This window comes from Bradyrhizobium sp., assembly GCF_004799445.1.
GTDB lineage: Bacteria > Pseudomonadota > Alphaproteobacteria > Rhizobiales > Xanthobacteraceae > Bradyrhizobium.
Map to the genome: position 1 here is coordinate 33,134 of NZ_SSNA01000071.1, position 15,755 is coordinate 48,888.

13 protein-coding genes are annotated in these 15,755 nt (G+C 61.4%); 2 read left to right on the forward strand and 11 right to left on the reverse strand.

Translation table 11 applies throughout. The features are described 5' to 3' along the window. Positions 1–77: 77 nt before the first annotated feature. The 6 genes from E8A46_RS09710 to E8A46_RS09735 all read right to left on the reverse strand — a co-directional run bounded on the left by E8A46_RS09710 (position 78) and on the right by E8A46_RS09735 (position 10,064). On the reverse strand, positions 78–1,340 hold the full coding sequence (locus E8A46_RS09710; RefSeq protein WP_291559880.1) for an ABC transporter substrate-binding protein: 1,263 nt from the start codon (positions 1,338–1,340) through the stop codon (positions 78–80). 100 nt (positions 1,341–1,440) lie between these two features. Further along, positions 1,441–2,622: an ABC transporter substrate-binding protein gene (locus tag E8A46_RS09715; protein WP_291559882.1), complete on the reverse strand. Its 1,182-nt coding sequence runs from the start codon at positions 2,620–2,622 to the stop codon at positions 1,441–1,443. A gap of 252 nt (positions 2,623–2,874) precedes the next feature. Further along, positions 2,875–5,715, reverse strand: a complete 2,841-nt coding sequence (locus E8A46_RS09720) for a PAS domain S-box protein (RefSeq protein WP_291559883.1) — start codon at positions 5,713–5,715, stop codon at positions 2,875–2,877. Positions 5,716–5,977: 262 nt separating this feature from the next. Continuing rightward, on the reverse strand, positions 5,978–6,973 hold the full coding sequence (locus E8A46_RS09725) for a c-type cytochrome (protein ID WP_291559885.1): 996 nt from the start codon (positions 6,971–6,973) through the stop codon (positions 5,978–5,980). A 20-nt stretch (positions 6,974–6,993) separates the two neighbouring features. Next, complete coding sequence (locus E8A46_RS09730; protein ID WP_291559887.1) at positions 6,994–9,207, reverse strand: acetate--CoA ligase family protein; 2,214 nt, start codon at positions 9,205–9,207, stop codon at positions 6,994–6,996. Between the two features lie 140 nt (positions 9,208–9,347). After that, on the reverse strand, positions 9,348–10,064 hold the full coding sequence (locus tag E8A46_RS09735; RefSeq protein ID WP_291559890.1) for a DUF1614 domain-containing protein: 717 nt from the start codon (positions 10,062–10,064) through the stop codon (positions 9,348–9,350). 234 nt (positions 10,065–10,298) lie between these two features. Between E8A46_RS09735 and E8A46_RS09740 the strand changes: the two genes are divergently transcribed. Beyond that, a complete protein-coding gene (locus E8A46_RS09740; protein ID WP_291559892.1) occupies positions 10,299–10,949 on the forward strand; it encodes a glutathione S-transferase family protein in 651 nt (216 codons plus the stop codon). Positions 10,950–11,048: 99 nt separating this feature from the next. On the opposite strand, the gene uraD is transcribed toward E8A46_RS09740, so the two are convergent. From uraD to E8A46_RS09755, 3 genes are all read right to left on the reverse strand, one after another. Further along, positions 11,049–11,645: a 2-oxo-4-hydroxy-4-carboxy-5-ureidoimidazoline decarboxylase gene (gene uraD, locus E8A46_RS09745; RefSeq protein WP_291559894.1), complete on the reverse strand. Its 597-nt coding sequence runs from the start codon at positions 11,643–11,645 to the stop codon at positions 11,049–11,051. A 28-nt stretch (positions 11,646–11,673) separates the two neighbouring features. Then, positions 11,674–12,075, reverse strand: a complete 402-nt coding sequence (gene uraH, locus E8A46_RS09750) for a hydroxyisourate hydrolase (RefSeq protein ID WP_291559965.1) — start codon at positions 12,073–12,075, stop codon at positions 11,674–11,676. Between the two features lie 168 nt (positions 12,076–12,243). Continuing rightward, positions 12,244–12,588, reverse strand: coding sequence for a hypothetical protein (locus E8A46_RS09755; protein WP_291559897.1), 345 nt, complete (start codon positions 12,586–12,588; stop codon positions 12,244–12,246). 174 nt (positions 12,589–12,762) lie between these two features. On the opposite strand from E8A46_RS09755, the gene E8A46_RS09760 reads away from it, so the two are divergent. After that, positions 12,763–13,434: a spermidine synthase gene (locus E8A46_RS09760; protein WP_291559899.1), complete on the forward strand. Its 672-nt coding sequence runs from the start codon at positions 12,763–12,765 to the stop codon at positions 13,432–13,434. Positions 13,435–13,520: 86 nt separating this feature from the next. Here E8A46_RS09760 and E8A46_RS09765 read toward each other — a convergent pair whose 3' ends face one another. Further along, positions 13,521–15,071, reverse strand: a complete 1,551-nt coding sequence (locus E8A46_RS09765; RefSeq protein ID WP_291559901.1) for an AMP-binding protein — start codon at positions 15,069–15,071, stop codon at positions 13,521–13,523. A gap of 17 nt (positions 15,072–15,088) precedes the next feature. Beyond that, entirely contained in the window at positions 15,089–15,304 is a 216-nt protein-coding gene (locus tag E8A46_RS09770) for a hypothetical protein (RefSeq protein WP_291559904.1), read from the reverse strand. Between the last annotated feature and the right edge of the window lie 451 nt (positions 15,305–15,755).

Sequence of the window (15,755 nt, forward strand, 5' to 3'; positions counted from 1 at the left end):
ATTCACCGGAAGAAAAACCCATGCAGCTGACCCGGGAGATGTCAGCTCCCGGATCGTAAGGAAAAGAAGGCTTTATGCTATGCCGGCCACTGGATGGTGCAGCCGGTGTCGCCGACCGCCGGGGCCGTCTTGTCGCCGGGAACGACTTGGTCGACGCGATAGAGATCTTCCGGGTCGTCCTTGCCCTTCGACTGCGCCTCGCCGACGAAGGCCGACGTCATCAGCTGATGATCGCCCTTGCGATAATAGACCTTGTTCGGCTGCAGCTTGACGTCATCGGGCAGCTCGAAATTCTCGAGCGCGGCAGCGAGCTTGACCGCGTCGGTGGTTTTCTGCTGGTTCGCGACCAACGCAAAGCTCATCGCCGAAACATAGCCAAACCAGTGCCGCGCGGTCGGTACATTGCCGGCGTTGACCTTGCGAATATCGGCGACGAATTTTTCGACGCCGGGAACGCCAGGTTGTTTCCAGTACCATTCGAACATCCAGATGCCGATACGCGCTTCCGGCGGCAGGCCGGCAAGCGATTCGAGCTCCTGCTGGGTTCCTGCCACGTGGATCTGCTTGTTGAGGCCGAACTGCACGATCTGCTTGAGGCAGTTGATCATGTCGGAGCCCTGCACCAGGAGCAGCAGCACGTCCGGATTGGCCGCGCGCGCCTTGATCAGGTAGGCGGAGAAATCAGTCGTGCCGAGTGGTGTCAGCTCGTTGCCGGTCACGGTGCCGCCGAGCTTCTTCAGATTGTCGGTGCAGGCGCTATAAAGCGTGTGGCCGAAGGCGTAGTCCGGCGTGATGAAGTGCCACTTCTTGCCGTACTTGCTGAAGAGCAGATCGGAAACCGAGTTGGCCTCCATCCGGGTGGTGTTGCAGACGCGGAACACGTTCCATTTGCAATCCTTGCCGGTGATCGAATCGGTGTGGCCGCCGGAAACAATATGCAGGATCTTCTTTTCGGCGGTGACCTGGGCGATCGCCGCCGCGATACCCGAATTGACATCGCCGATCATGAAGTTGACCTGATCCCGTTCGATCAGCTTGCGCGCCTTTTGCACGCCGGTGCCAACGTCATTGGCGGAATCCTCTACCAGCAGCTCGACCTGGCGTCCGAGCATGCCGCCTTTGGCGTTGATCTGTTCGACCGCGAGCTTGGCGCCCATCACCTCGTTGCCGGCCGGTGCTGCGTAGACGCCGGTGAGGGGATCGACCATGCCGATCCGGATCGGGGTCTCGCCGCGTGCCTGAATGAGGAAGGGGGAAGCCACCTGAAAGGCGCCAAGCGCGGCGGCGCCCTTCATCAGCCTGCGCCGATCGAATTTGGGGGTGAAAGTCTGCGATGTCATGAGTTCTTCTCCGAACGGTCATTGTTTCTGTTGTTGGACGTTTCGTCTCGTCTGATGCCCCGAAGCGCCAGCCGCCAAAGCCTGCCCTGTGTGATTTGTGTCAGGCTGGCCATTGTATCTTGCAGCCGGTGCCCTCCGCCGGACCCGCGGCCTTCTCTCCCGGCACGAGAGTGCGTACCGTGAACATATTGTCGGGATCGCCTTGCGGCGGGTGCGCCTCGCCGACAAACACGCTACTCATCAATTCGTGGTCTCCGGCGCGGAACGCCGGCGCGCCCGGTTGCAAGGCGATCTCCGGCGGCAGCTTGAATCCGGAAAGCGCACGCGACAGCTTCACGGCGTCGAGTGTTTTCTCCTGGTTGGCGATCACCGCCAGCGTCTGCACCGACGCATAGCCGAACCAGTTGCGCGCGGTGGCCGAGAGGCCTGTGATCTTCTTCATCGCGGCGTTGAACTCGGCGACATGCGGCACGCCCGGCTGGTCCCACCACCATTCCATAGTCCACCATCCGACGCGTGCGCCGTCGGGCACGGCACGGATGCTCTCGAGTTCGAACAGGGTGCCGCCGACCGCCATTTGCTTTTCCAGGCCGAATTGGACGAATTGCTTGAGACTGGAGACCTGATCGCCGCCGCCCATGACGTTGATCAGCACCTGCGGGCCGTAAGCCCTTGCCTGGATCAAATAGGCGGAATAATCCGGCGTGCCGAGCGGGACGAGGGACCCGGCGGAAGTGCCGCCCGCGGCCTTCAACAGCTTCTCAAAGCCGGCCTGGACCGAGTGTCCATACGCATAGTCCGGCGTCAGGAAGTACCACTTCTTGCCGAATTTCTCGATCAGGGTCGATGCGATGGCATTGGCGTCCATCGCGGTAGAATTGCAGACCCGAAACACGTTCCACGAGCAGTTGGTGCCGGTGATTGGATCGGTATGACCGCCGGACACGATATGGAGCACCTTCTTCTCGCTGGTGACCTGCGCTATCGCGATCGCAATGCCGGAATTCACGTCGCCGATGATGAAGCTTACCTGGTCGCGTTCGATTAGCTTCCGCGTCTTCTGCACCCCGGTGCCGACATCATTGGCGGAGTCCTCGATCAGGAGTTCGACGGGCCTGCCCAGAATGCCGCCGTTCTTGTTGATCTCTTCGGCGGCGAATTTGGCGCCCACCACCTCGCCTTGAGCGATTGCGGCATAAACCCCCGTCAGCGGGTCGACCAATCCGATCCGGACCGGCGTTTCGCCTCTGGCCTTGATGATGAACGGGGATGAGAATTGCACTGCAGCAAGCGCCGCGCTTGTCCGCAAAATGGCTCGCCGGTCGACCGGCCAGGATCGTTGCGAGATGCCCATGCTGTCCTCCCAGACAAGGTGATGTGTCTTGAAACCCGGCATTCTTCGATGCCGTTGGAGGCGGTGAACGTAGCCTTTCCGGCTCGTCTTTGCCAATGACGATCGCAGGGAAAATCCCTGCAACCTTCGGCCTAGGTTGCGCGCTCTGAAAACGCCGCCGGGGCAAGCGTGTTGATCGGGTTATAATCGTTCCGAAATGGCCCTGCGCAACGTACGGGACAGCGCTTCGACCGAATATGGCTTCTGAATCAGTTCGAAGCCGTGATGGGCATTCTCCGCCAGCACGCTGCTGTAGCCGCTGGTCAATACCACGGGCAGGCCGGGGTATCGCTCGCGGATGATCGTCGCCAGTTCGACGCCGTTCATTCCGGGCATGATGACGTCGGAAAACACCAGATCGAACGCCAATTCGTCCGCGGCGATCAGCGCCAGCGCCTGCTTGGCGTTATCGGCACGCCTGGTGGCGTAGCCCAGGTCCTGCAGCAGCTCCGTCGAGAATTTTCCGACATCTTCGTTGTCTTCCACGACCAGAATGCGATGGCCGCGCCCGCTCGTCGTCGCCTCGCTACTGGCGGCAGCTGCGTCCGCCTGACCGCTGGGGACCTCCGCTTGCGGCAAGTAGATCGTGAAAGTCGAGCCCTCGTTCAAAACGCTGGTCACCACAATCTCGCCGCCGGATTGCTTGGCAAATCCGACGGCCTGGCTAAGACCGAGGCCGGTGCCTTTTCCCACTTCCTTGGTGGTGTAAAACGGCTCAAAAATCGCTGTCAGCCTCTCGGGTGGGATGCCGGTACCGGTATCTTTGACCGAGATGGCGATGAATTTCCCGCTCTGCTTTCTGCTCGTGCCCGAGGCCGGGATCGCCTCGGCCTTCTCGACATTGATCGAAATCAGACCCTCATCCTGCATGGCGTCCCGGCTGTTCACGGCAAGATTGATAAGGGTGGTCTCGAATTGTGCGACGTCCGCCATTGCAAAACACTCGGGATCGCGAATCGTCAGTTCGATCTGGATTCTTCCGCCAACCAGCGGGCGGATGAGCTGCGCGATGGCTTCGACTTGCACGCCGACATCGAACACCTGGGGCGTCAAAGGTTGTCGCCGCGCGAATGCCAGAAGCTGCCGGGTCAATTTCGAGGCACGGTCTACCGTATCGGAAATCGCATCGATGTAGCGTCGGCGCCGACCCTCGTCCAGATCGCGGCGGCGAAGGAAGTCCGTGGCCGAGCGAATAATCGTCAGCAGGTTATTGAAATCGTGGGCCACGCCGCCGGTAAGTTGACCAATGGCTTCCATCTTCTGGGATTGACGAAGGGCTTCTTCCGCCTGGCGCCGCTCGGTGATATCGACCGCCTCCGGCAAGACGGCGGCCACCGCGCCGTGCTGATCGAATACCGGCCGCATCGCAAAATCAAAATACCGGTCGCCGATCGGCAAATGCAGCAGCATTTCCGCCCGTACGCTCTCGCCACGAAGGACCGTGGCAAAGCCATCGCTGACCACTTCGCGCGCGCCCGATGTTCCCGAAAACCATGGCGAATCCCAATATGGCTTGCCGGCGACGTCGGCAGCAGCAGCCCGAATACCCGCCAGCGCGGTCTTGTTCGCGTAAATGACGTTGCCCTGCAGGTCCAGAAGCCCCTGATACTGGTTGCTGGTCTCGAACATGGCGCGCAGTTGTGCTTCGTTCGACTCAAGCTGCGAGGTGCGCTCCTTGATGCGCTGCTCCAGCGTTTCATTGAGGCCGCGCAGTTCGTTCTCGGCTTCCTTGGCGGTCGTGATGTCGTGAGCCACGCCGATGAAGCCGATATGTTTTCCCGCCGGGTCCCAGCGCGGCTGCGATTCCGATCGCATCCATCGCCATGCGCCGTCCGCCCGGCGATACCTCGCTTCCAGGACGAACGGCTTGAGGGAGGCTTCTCCGGCGACGCTCTCTTTGACAATTCGGCTGAGATCGTCGGGGTGAAGGACCTTGCGCCAGTCGAATACCAGCGCCTCGCCGTAGCCGAGGCCGAGAAACTCCAGGTAAGCCTGGTTTGCAAAACCCCGCGTGCCGTCCAGTTTGCTGACCCACATCGGCACCGGCGCACTGTTGGCGATCAACCGAAAGCGCGCTTCGCTTTCCCTGAGCAGTTCCTTCGCCAGATTGCGATCGGTAATGTCCATATGCGCGCCGACAAGACGGAGCGGCTGGCCCTTTTCGTTCCGCTCGATCTCGGCCTCGCAGGCGATCCATCGAATTTGTCCGTCGTTCGGACGCACGATCCGGTATTCGGAAGAATAATGTGTTGCGCTGCCGTTCACCGCTTCCAGAAAATGTTGCAGCGCGCGGTCGCGGTCATCGGGATGAAGTCGCCTGACCCAGTCCTCGTGGGTGTCGGTGGTATTCGGAGCAAGTCCATGCACTTCAAGATATTCAGGTGCCCGCCTGCCATTGTCGAAGCCGTGTCTCAGGTCGACGTTGACGCCTCCAATGCGGGCGATTTGCTGAACGCGGGCAAGATCGCTTTCACGGTCCTTTAGCGCCCTCTGTGATTCGAACAGGACTTCATTGACACGACGCAATTCGTCGCGTTTTTCCCGTACGCGGCGTTCGGCGATCACCCGTTGCGTTGTTTCGACCACGACGGCGATCACGCCCGCGGGCTCGCCCGCCTCGTTCAGAACGGGCGAGTAGTCGAGATTCATCCAGACTTGCTCGGGCTGGCCGTGACGATAGAGCGTGAGCTCCTGATCCTTGTAGGCAAGCGTGCGGCCGCTTAAGCCCACCTTCATGACGTTGTCGTTAAAGTCGGTGACCTCGGGCCATCCGTCGCGCACTTTCGATCCCAGCAGCTTCGGATGTCTGCCGCCGGCAAAAGCCGAGTAGGCGTCGTTGTAGATCATGATGCCGTCCTCGCCCCACAGCAGCACGATGGGGACGGGGGATCGGAGCAGGGTTTCAGTGACGGTCTTTAGGCTTTGAGGCCACGTCGCGAGCAGGCCAAGGCTGGTCGTTGCCCAATCGAATCGCCTGATCAACGCGCCAAGTTCGCCGCCCCCGGTCGGGAATGATCCACCCGATCGGGCAGATAGACCTTGGTTACGCAACGCCCTTCCCCTCGCAATGCCCCAGGCTCAACCAAAACGGTGAACCCCGGCCAACGCCGTGCACCGGCCTTTGTTCCAGGGGGTAACGGACATTTCTCACCCGAAACTCACCCGAACCGGCACAATTGGACGACCTAAAGCCGGCAGCCGCAGCCTCGCCCAGCCGGAAAGCGCGTTCTCGCGCCGCAGTCGGTCAGGGCTTCAGGGACGAAACATAGGCCGCAAGCGAGATCATGTCGCCATGCGTGAGTTTCTCGACCACCGGTGCCATCGGCGCACCCGCGCTTCCGGCTCGGGCGTGTTGCTGGAAGTCATAGATCTGGCGCACGAGATAGCTGGGCGAGCGTCCGGCTATTCCGGGAACGGAATCCACGCCCCTGAGGTCGGGGCCATGGCAGGTGGCGCAGGGCGTTGTAATGCCATTCCCCCCGGTTTTGGCCAGGGCTTCGCCCTTGGCGATGCTTTCCTGCGGGACATAGGCGATGAACTGCGAACGGGTGTCGCGGTGCTCGAACTGTTCGGCATCCACCGGAACCTCGACGATACGTTCGCCGATCGGCTCGGTGCCGCCATCCTTCGAAAGCATGTAGAACACGCGGGCAATCTGCGTCTTCGGCACGGTATCGGCCTCGACGACCCTGATATTTGCCTTTGGCTTGAGCGCCGCGAAATAAGCCGCCGCGGCTTTCGCTTCTTCCTCGGTGGTGGCTTTGGCGATGGCCGTCATCAGCAGGCTCGGACTTCGCTGTGGGCCGGCGAATTTCCGCGCGCCGCTTTTATAGTCGGCTATCTGCTGGACGATGTAGGAAGCGGGCAGCCCGGCCAGGCTTGCATTCTCCGGGCCGCCGGTCCCTTCGGCGCGATGACACGAGCCGCAGGCCCGAACGTCCGGCTGTCTGCCGTGTGCGACGACGTCCGGCATCGCCGGATGGTCGTCGGGATGCCAGTCCGGAACGAAGAACAGATTGCGCTCCTGGGTGAGCGTGAAGGCTGCCGCGCTGTCAGGCACGTGGCGGGGAACGCCGTCGTCAGGTGGGCCCTTGAAGTCGGGAGCCCATGGATAGGCCCACGCCGGAAACGATGGCGACGGCACGGATGCAGAAGAAGAACCAGCCGCTGGCGCCTGCGCCATCGCGGCGCCGGAAACGGTTGCGCCCACCATCGCCAGGATACCTAACGCAAATCTCATCGGAACCCCCATTATCAGCATCAATGGCCGGCGGCGCCGTCGGCCGCGGCACTATTGAGGACAATCAGGCCGTCGACGGCAACGCCGGTCCGAGTATTGACGAGAAACGGATTAACGTCGATGGAGGAGATCCGGCTTCCCGCGTCGGCCATCATGTTGGACAGGCCGACGAGCGCCCTCACCACTGACGCTTCGTGCAGTGCGGGTTTGCCGCGATAACCCCTGAGCTTCACGCCGGCCTTGGTGCGGCCGATCAACTCCCTGGCCTCGGCCGCATCGAGCGGGGCGCCGGCCAGCGCGACATCCTTCATCAGTTCGATATCGACGCCGCCGGTTCCGAACAGCACCACCGGACCCATTTCGGCATCGAGTGCGGCGCCGACGACGAGCTCAAGCTCGGACTTGACCTGTTGTGCGACCAGGATGCCTTCGAGCTTCGGCTTGCTCTTCAGCTTCTTCACCCGCGCGGTGATGTCGTTGAAAGCCTTCCTGACCTCGGCGACGCTGTTGATGTTCAGCACCACGCCGCCGATGTCGGACTTGTGCAGGATCTCCGCGCTGACAACTTTGGCGACGACGGGAAAGCCGATCTTCCTGGCTATCCTGACGGCGTCAGCCGCGGTCCGCGCAATCTCTTCCCTCGACACCGGAATGCCGTAGGCCCTCAGCAGCTTTTTTGAGGCGACTTCGTCGAGTGCCGGCCCTTTGGCGTTTTTGAGCATGCGCTCCAGCGTCGCGCGCGCCGAGGCGCTGGAGCTCGACACGATATCCGGCACTTGCTTGCGCAGCGAGGCGTAACCGATCAGCGACTTGATTGCGCCCACCGCCCGGTCCAGACCCTGCATCACGGCGATATGCGGCAGCGACTGGCGCAATCCCTTGGTGAATTCGGTGAAGCCGATCGACATCGCCGAGACATAGACAACCGGTTTGCCCGCGGCCGACGCCATCTGGTTGACGATACGCAAATTCCGCTCGCGCAATTCATGCGGCGCCTTCGGCAATTCAGAGTCGATGATGACGATGTCGGTGTCGGGATCATCGACCATGATCCTGATCGACTGCATGTAGACCGAAGGGTCGACCACGGCCGCGAACCCGGCATCGAGCGGATTGCCGACGATAGAGCCAGGCCCGAGCATTTTCGCGAGCTTGTCGCTGACGCCTTGGCTCAGTTGAGCGAAATTGAGGCCTGCCGACGAGAAGGCATCGATCAGCAGGCCTCGCTTGCCGCCCGACAAGGTCACGGCAGCAAGGCGCGAGCCCTTCGGCAGGTCGGCGTGGACGAAGCATTCGGTGGTTTCGATCAATTCGTCCAGACCCCGCGCGCGGATCACACCTTCACGGGTCGAGATCGCGTCGAAGGTCTCGATCGAACCGGCCAGCGCGCCGGTATGCGCCATCGCGGCGGCGCGGCCACCTTCGGACGCCCCGAGCTTGAGCGCGATCACCGGCTTGCCGGCAGCGCGGGCGGCCTTGCAGGCTTCGCGGAAGATCTCGGTATTGCGCACGCCTTCAAGATAAACCACGATCACGCGGATCGAGGGGTCGGCCGCGAAATAGGTCATCAGGTCGGGTGTCTCGAGTCCGGCCTCGTTTCCGGTCGTGACCATGTAGCCGACGCCGACGCCGCGATCTTCCAGCGCCTGGCGGATCGCCATCACAATCGCGCCGGATTGGCCGGCGATCGCGACCGGACCGGCCTCCATCGTGACCACGCGGTCGTCGATGTTGGTGAATAATTTTTCGCCGGCGCTCAGATTGCCAAGACAATTCGGCCCGGTGACGGCGAGGCCGGTTTCCCGGATCGCCAGTTGCAGCTCGGCGGCAAGTTTCTGGCTTTCGTCGTCCTGCAATTCGCTGAAGCCGGAGGTCACGATCGTCGCCGAGCGGGCGCCGGCCGCCGCGGCCTCCCGGATCACCTGAACCGCGAAACGGGCCGGCACCAGCACGAGCACGTGATCGGGTTTGTCCGGCAGGCTGGCAAAATCCTTGTAGCAGGGGACGCCCCAGATCGTTTCGCGCTTGTTGTTGAGCGGATAGAGGCCGCCTTCGAACTTGTAATGTTTCAGGTTGTTCCAGATGCGCTCGGCGTAATTACCCGGCTTGTCGGTCGCGCCGACCAGCACAATATTGCGCGGGTGCAGCATGGCATGAATGCCTTTGACGACGCTGCTGGCATGGGAGGAGGGCGACCATTTACCGGTCGGCGCACTACTTGACCGAGCTTCCATAGGCGTAACCGCGACCCCTTGTTTGTTGGACGGAATGGACGGTCGACAGGGATCGCCCGCTCCGGGATTTTTCATTTCTTATTATTGATAGTTGGGGAGGGTAGCAACTCGCCGGAGAGAGTGCCGGCACAGCCCTTCGCTCACCAGGCTGGTCTCGGGCGTGAGGGAGAAGCAATGCCGGCGAGCAGGACGGCGAGAATCCCGGTGAGAAAGATGCCGTCGAACGTTCCCGCGCCGCCAATCGATGCGACCGGAGCACCCAGGCCAGCGATCTTGTCGAGATTGAGAAGATCGGCGCCGATCAGCGTTCCCATCGAGCCGCCGATATAGGCCAGTGGGGCCGCGTATTCGCGGGACAGGATGAACGCAAGGATTGCCGTGGTCACAACGGGCGCGAAGACCGGCACCGCGATGCCGATTCCATGTACCGGGGTGGCCATGGAATGGATGATGAAAGCGATGGCGGCGATCGCGATCGCTGACTTGAGCCATAGCTGATATCGGATCACCAGATAGGTCGACATGATCGTCGGTATCACCGCGCCGCCGACATTGACCGCGAGAACCGTGCCGGGCCATGAGGTCACGAGCGGCACGACGTATTGCATGCCGAAGAAATCGACGATTTGCCCCGACCTGACCAGCGGTCCGGGCAGGAAGGTAACCGGAATATTGAAATAGCTGCCGATCAGCGAGCCGAACAGCAGAACAAGCGCGCCCCCCGGACTCAACCCGAGCTTCATATAGGCATATCTGAGAATGCGAAGCTGAACCAAGATGATCAGCCCGATAACCAGGAAGACCAGGATGGAAAACAATACTGGCGTCAGCGGCAGATAGTGCATCTGCGATCCCATGGCGGTTCGGCGTCGTTTGCTCCAGCTCTTTTACTTGGGGCACCTCCCGCAGGACCGCAAGGCGCGTTGTTGCGAGGATTAACGATCAGCGGTCCAGACTTTACGGCTGTCCTCGAAGGGACACTAGCGGCTTTTGCTTGCCGCGCGGTTTAGCTTCGAAAGGCGCTTCCGCAAAGATAGAGAACGCTTTCGAGATATAGAGCGGCCGTGAATCTGAGGCAGGAGTGGAACGACATGATCACACTTTATCACTGCGCCGCGGCGCGCTCGTTCCGGCCGTTATGGACGCTCGAAGAGCTCGGACTGACCTACGATCTCAAGATGCTGCCGTTTCCGCCAAGGGTGTTCGCCAAGGAATATCTTGGCCTCAATCCGCTCGGCACCATTCCGCTGCTGCTCGAAGGCGATACGCGCATGACGGAATCGGCGGCGATCGCGCAATATCTGGTGACGCGCTACGGTCCGACGCCGCTCGCGGTAGGCGTCGATGAGCCTGATTTCGGTGCGTATCTGAACTGGCTGCATTTCGGCGAGGCAACGCTGACCTTCCCGCAAACCCTGGTGCTGCGCTATACCGAGCTCGAACCGGAAGAGCGGCGCAATCCGCAAGTGGCTGCGGATTACACCAAGTGGTTCTTCGGCCGGCTGCGCGGTGTGGAAGCCGCCGTCACAAATAGCGGTATGCTCTGTGCCGGCCGATTTACTGCTGCCGATATTTCCGTCGGATATGCGCTGTTGCTGGCGCAGAGAATCGGACTCTCCAGGGAGTTCGGTCCGGCGGTTGCGGCCTACTGGCAGCGATTGCAGGCGCGCAAAGGGTTTCGCCGGGCTGTCGCGGCCGAGAATCTCGCCGGTGAGCAGCAGAAGGTCGCGCGACGTTTCTAGAGTCTTTGACCCTCCTTCACAATGCGTTTTCTTCACGCGGCCCGGTGCCCGCCCACGGATCAAGTCCGAGGGCATGCTTTGCTTGAAAACGCGTTCCGCTCAACTCGCGTCCAGCAGCTTGTTCAGCCGCAGCCTGGTGATGATGTAGACATTTTCCAGATCGTTGGCGAATTCGGTTTGGGTATCGTTCTGCAGCCGGCGGTTAAACTCGAACAGAATTCCCTCTTTGGTGTGCATCCTCACCGCGATGATGAACGGAAATCCGAACTTCTTCTTGTAGGCGGCATTGAGGTCCGACATCCGCGTCATCTCGGCATGCGACAGGGCGTTGAGCCCGGCGCTGGCCTGCTCGGCGACCGATGACGCGGTCATCGTGCCGGCCTCGGCCTCCTTGCCGGCGAGGTCGGGGTGGCTCTGCAACAGGGCGAGCTGCATCGCCGCCGGTGCGTATTTCGCCGCCGCCACCATCGCCGCGTGCATGTCATCGAGGCTTGCAAACGGCCGCTTTTCCCAGGCCTTTTCGGCGACCCATGGCGAGTTCTCGAAGATGCCGCCAAATTTCTGGACGAAGGCCGCGCGATCCATCGCATTGATCGATGCCATGTCGACCGGGCCGGCGATCGCGACGGCGATCATGACCGGCCCAAGCAACCAGGCACCGAGCAAGGACGACAGTATTCTGTGACGGCTCATCATCGCGGCCCCCCGCTTGAATGCGACGTTCCTAGCTGCCGCGATAGGTCGTATAGCTCCAGGGTGATGCCAGCAGCGGGACGTGATAATGCGAAGCCGCATCGGCCATGCCGAACTGGATCACGGCCTTTTCGATGAACGGCGGATTGGGCAGCACGGTGCCGAGCTTCGTGTAATATTCGGCGAGATAGAACACCAATTCGTATTGCCCGACTTTCATGTTCTCGGGGGTCAGCAGAGGTTCGGCGTTCCGGCCATCGGCGTTGGTGTGAACCGTCTTGATCAGTTTGTACGCGCCGCCCTCGAGCACACTGAAATCGATCCTCACGCCTTCCGCAGGCTTGCCGTTGGCCGTGTCGAGCATGTGGGTGGTCAATCCCGGCGATCCCGCCGCCAGGGCGGCCTTGCTGCCAAACGCCGCGAGCGCCAACATGGCGGATCCCGTGCCCAGCAGACCCCTTCGATTTAGTAGCGTCATGACGTTGCTCCTCTGATTGGCCTCGCTTGCTGTCGGCAACGGGCTAGCCGATTAAAGTCTGCAAAAATCGCGCCATGCAGGCCGTTTTCCCCGCGCTTGGGGACCGCGTCGGCAAGATCCGGATCAATGTTTGCCCGGCTGATGGCCCGGCGCCGTGGATTGGTGCTCCGTGGAAGCGCGAACCTTCGCCAGGACAGAGTCACAATATTCGTCGCGGTGACGATTGAAGAGCTCCTGGTGGGCGCGGAACGCCGCCACCCTTCCCCGGATTTCTTCGCGAAGTTCACTGTGACGAACCGGAGACGGGCGCATGATCGCTGCGGTCTCGACAGGTCGTTCCACCTTGTCGGGTTCATTCAGCGGAATTGGTTCAACCCGGCCTGCAACCTCCGTCGTCTTCACTGCGACGGACTGAACAAATGCCATTGTTTGCGCGATCAGAAGGTCGCGCTCCTTTTTCCACTTCATTGTGCACCTCAGCCCGCACCCATTTCAGCAAAAACCTGCAGATCAATCAAGCGGCGTATTTTATGGCTATCGGCGAGGGTGATCGAATAGGGTGGCGATCCGGACCCGACGGCGGTCGCGCAGGCTGCCTGTGCTACTCCGGGTTGCGAAACCTTTATAGCATAGAAGCGTCGCATGATTCCATGGTTGCAGATCGATACCGCACGGGTGCCTGGCGCAGACATCGAACTTCGCCTGATGCGAAGAGGCGCCGAGTTCTCGATGATGCTGGGCCAGAACGAGTTGATGAACAGCCGCCTCAGCGGATCCGAGGAGGTGCTCGCCACGCTCGCCTGCAAGACAATCGAAGCGGTCAAGCGTCCACATTTATTGATCGGCGGATTGGGCATGGGGTTCACGCTCCGCGCCGCGCTTGCCGTGCTGGGATCCGACGCGCGGATCACGGTGGCCGAACTGGTGCCCGCCGTGATCGCGTGGGCGCAAGGTCCGATGGCTGACATTTTCGGCGATAGCCTTGCCGATCCTCGCGCAAGCATTCGCGCCGCTGACGTCGTCGATGTGATTCAATCTCATCGGTCGGCGTTCGACGCGATCCTGCTCGATGTCGACAACGGGCCGGAGGGTCTGATCCGCAAAGCCAACGATGCGCTCTACGATCTGAAAGGGCTGAAGACCATCCGCCGGGCCTTGCGGCCGGGCGGCGTGCTCGCGGTTTGGTCGTCGGGGCCGCATCCCTTGTTTTCCAAGCGGCTTCGCGACGCCGGCTTCGCTGTGAACGAGGTTGCCGTGCGCGCCACCGCAAGGCGCAGCGGTGCGCGCCATCTTATCTGGCTTGCAACGAGGTAAGATGCTGCGCGTGGGAGCTACGCCGAGGGTTTTGCCGTCGCGCCGGTGTGTTTCAAGAGCGCCGCCCCTTGCGAATGCTGGCACTATCACAAAATGCGTGATGCCTTGTTGCCCCAGTAACGGTCGCGCAACAGCCTCTTGTAGAGCTTGCCGGTTGGCAGCCGCGGCAGTTCGTTATCAAAATCGATCGATCGCGGCACCTTCTGGCGCGACAGCGACTGGCTGCAGAAAAGGATCAATTCCTCGGCGAGATCCGGCCCCGGCTGGATCCCGGGCATCGGTTGCACCACCGCTTTTACCTCCTCGCCAAGATCGGTGTTGGGGACGCCAAACACCGCGGCGTCCGCGATCTTGGGATGGGTAATCAGGAGGTTCTCGCATTCCTGCGGATAGATGTTGACGCCTCCCGAGATGATCATGAAGGTCGCGCGATCCGTCAGATGCAGAAAGCCGTCGCTGTCGACATAGCCGACATCGCCGACCGTGCTCATGCTGCCGTCCGGCGAACGGGCCTCGCGGGTCTTGTTCGGGTCATTAAAATATTCGAACGGCGTCGCGGTCCTGAACCAGACCGTGCCGGGCGTGCCGGCGGGGCTGGGCTTCATGTCCTCATCGAGAATGTGAAGTTCGCCAAGCAGGACCCGGCCCACGGTCCCTCGGTGGGCAAGCCACTCGGCGCTGTTGCAGGCGGTAAACCCGAGGCCTTCGGTGGCGCCGTAATATTCGTTGATGATCGGTCCCCACCATTTGATCATGTCGTCCTTCACCGCCGCGGGACAGGGGGCGGCAGCGTGAATCGCGATCTCGAGGGATGACAGGTCGTAGCGCTTTCGTGCCGCCTCCGGCAGCTTCAGCATGCGCGAGAACATCGTCGGCACCAACTGGCTATGGGTCACACCCCATTTCTCGACGAGTTCGAGATAGCGTTCCGGGTCGAAGTTCTCCATGATGATGACGGTGCCGCCCATCTTGATCGTGAGATTGACCGCAGCCTGGGGCGCCGAATGGTAGAGCGGCGCGGGTGACAGATAGATCATGCCCTCGCGGTACTGCCAAAGTTTTTGCAGGAAATCGAAAAGCGGCAGCTGCTGTCCCGGGGGCTGTTCAGGCAGTGGCCGCAAGATGCCCTTCGGCCGCCCGGTCGTGCCCGACGAATAGAGCATCGCGGTGCCGATATACTCGTCTTCTATCGGCTTCTTGGGCAATCCGCGCGTGGCTTCGTGCAGGCCGACAATGCGCTCGCTTTCGCTGGCGCCGTCCACCACGATGCAGAGTTCGACCTTGGGGCATTGCGCGAGCGCCTCGCGGGCAACCTCAAGCTTTGCACCGGAGGTGATGAGGATCCGGGATTCGCTATTGGCGACGATGTAGGCCAATTCGCTTCCCGTCAGGTATGAATTGACGCAGGTATAATACAGGCCGGCTCTCTCGCCCGCGCCGCAGGCCTCCAGATAGCGGCTATTGTTCTCCATGTAGATCGCGAAGTGGTCGAGCCGCTTCAGGCCGTGGTTGCGAAACAGGTGCGCCAGGCGGTTGCTGCGCGCCTCGAGTTCGGCGTAGCTCACGGCCTCGCCGGAATTCGCCATGATGAAGGCGGGCTGAAGGGGACGCAGATGAGCATGCTTGCCGGTATACATCTTTCCTCCAAACGATTTTAGGATGCAGGCAAAAGAAGAGCTTCGCGTATGGGTGCCGGGCGCTCGATCTTGCGCGGAATCTCCGACGTTGTTTTCCTGATCGCGTTCTTGATCGCGGAGGTCCCGCGGCTGAGCGTGTCGCTGACGATCAGAAATGCGCGGGCAGCGCCGAAACGGTCGATTTGCCCGACCACGGCGTCGGCGGCCCGGCGGCCGAAAACGACCTCCGCCATCGCGCCGAAAGCTGTGCGCCCCCCGTACACGGCGATTGTCCTCCCCGGACCCTTGGTTTTGTTCGTTAGAGGCAATCTAGCGGAGTAGCTGCAAGCTGGGGAGCCTCAAAATGCGTTCCGCCATGTTCGGCGCTCCAGCCGGGAGCGGGCCGGTTTGCTTTGACGCGAACGTAAGGTTGCACGCGCACGCAGATCCGACCGTGTGTCGGCGCCGTGCAATGTGCCTGTCACACAGCACCTTGAATGGAATTGCGCCGGAGGCTGCTCTTCAAACTTGCCGGCCAGTAAATTATTCCGGCGGTTCCGGCCGACGCAGATATTTTTTTGTTTGCTGGCCGCGCTGCGCAAGACAAATTTTGCTTGATCCCGACCGGTTCTTGAACAGACTGTCGGCTGATCTCATCTTGGTCCTGCCGCGGGTCCTGGTCACCTCGATCGATCGCGACAATAG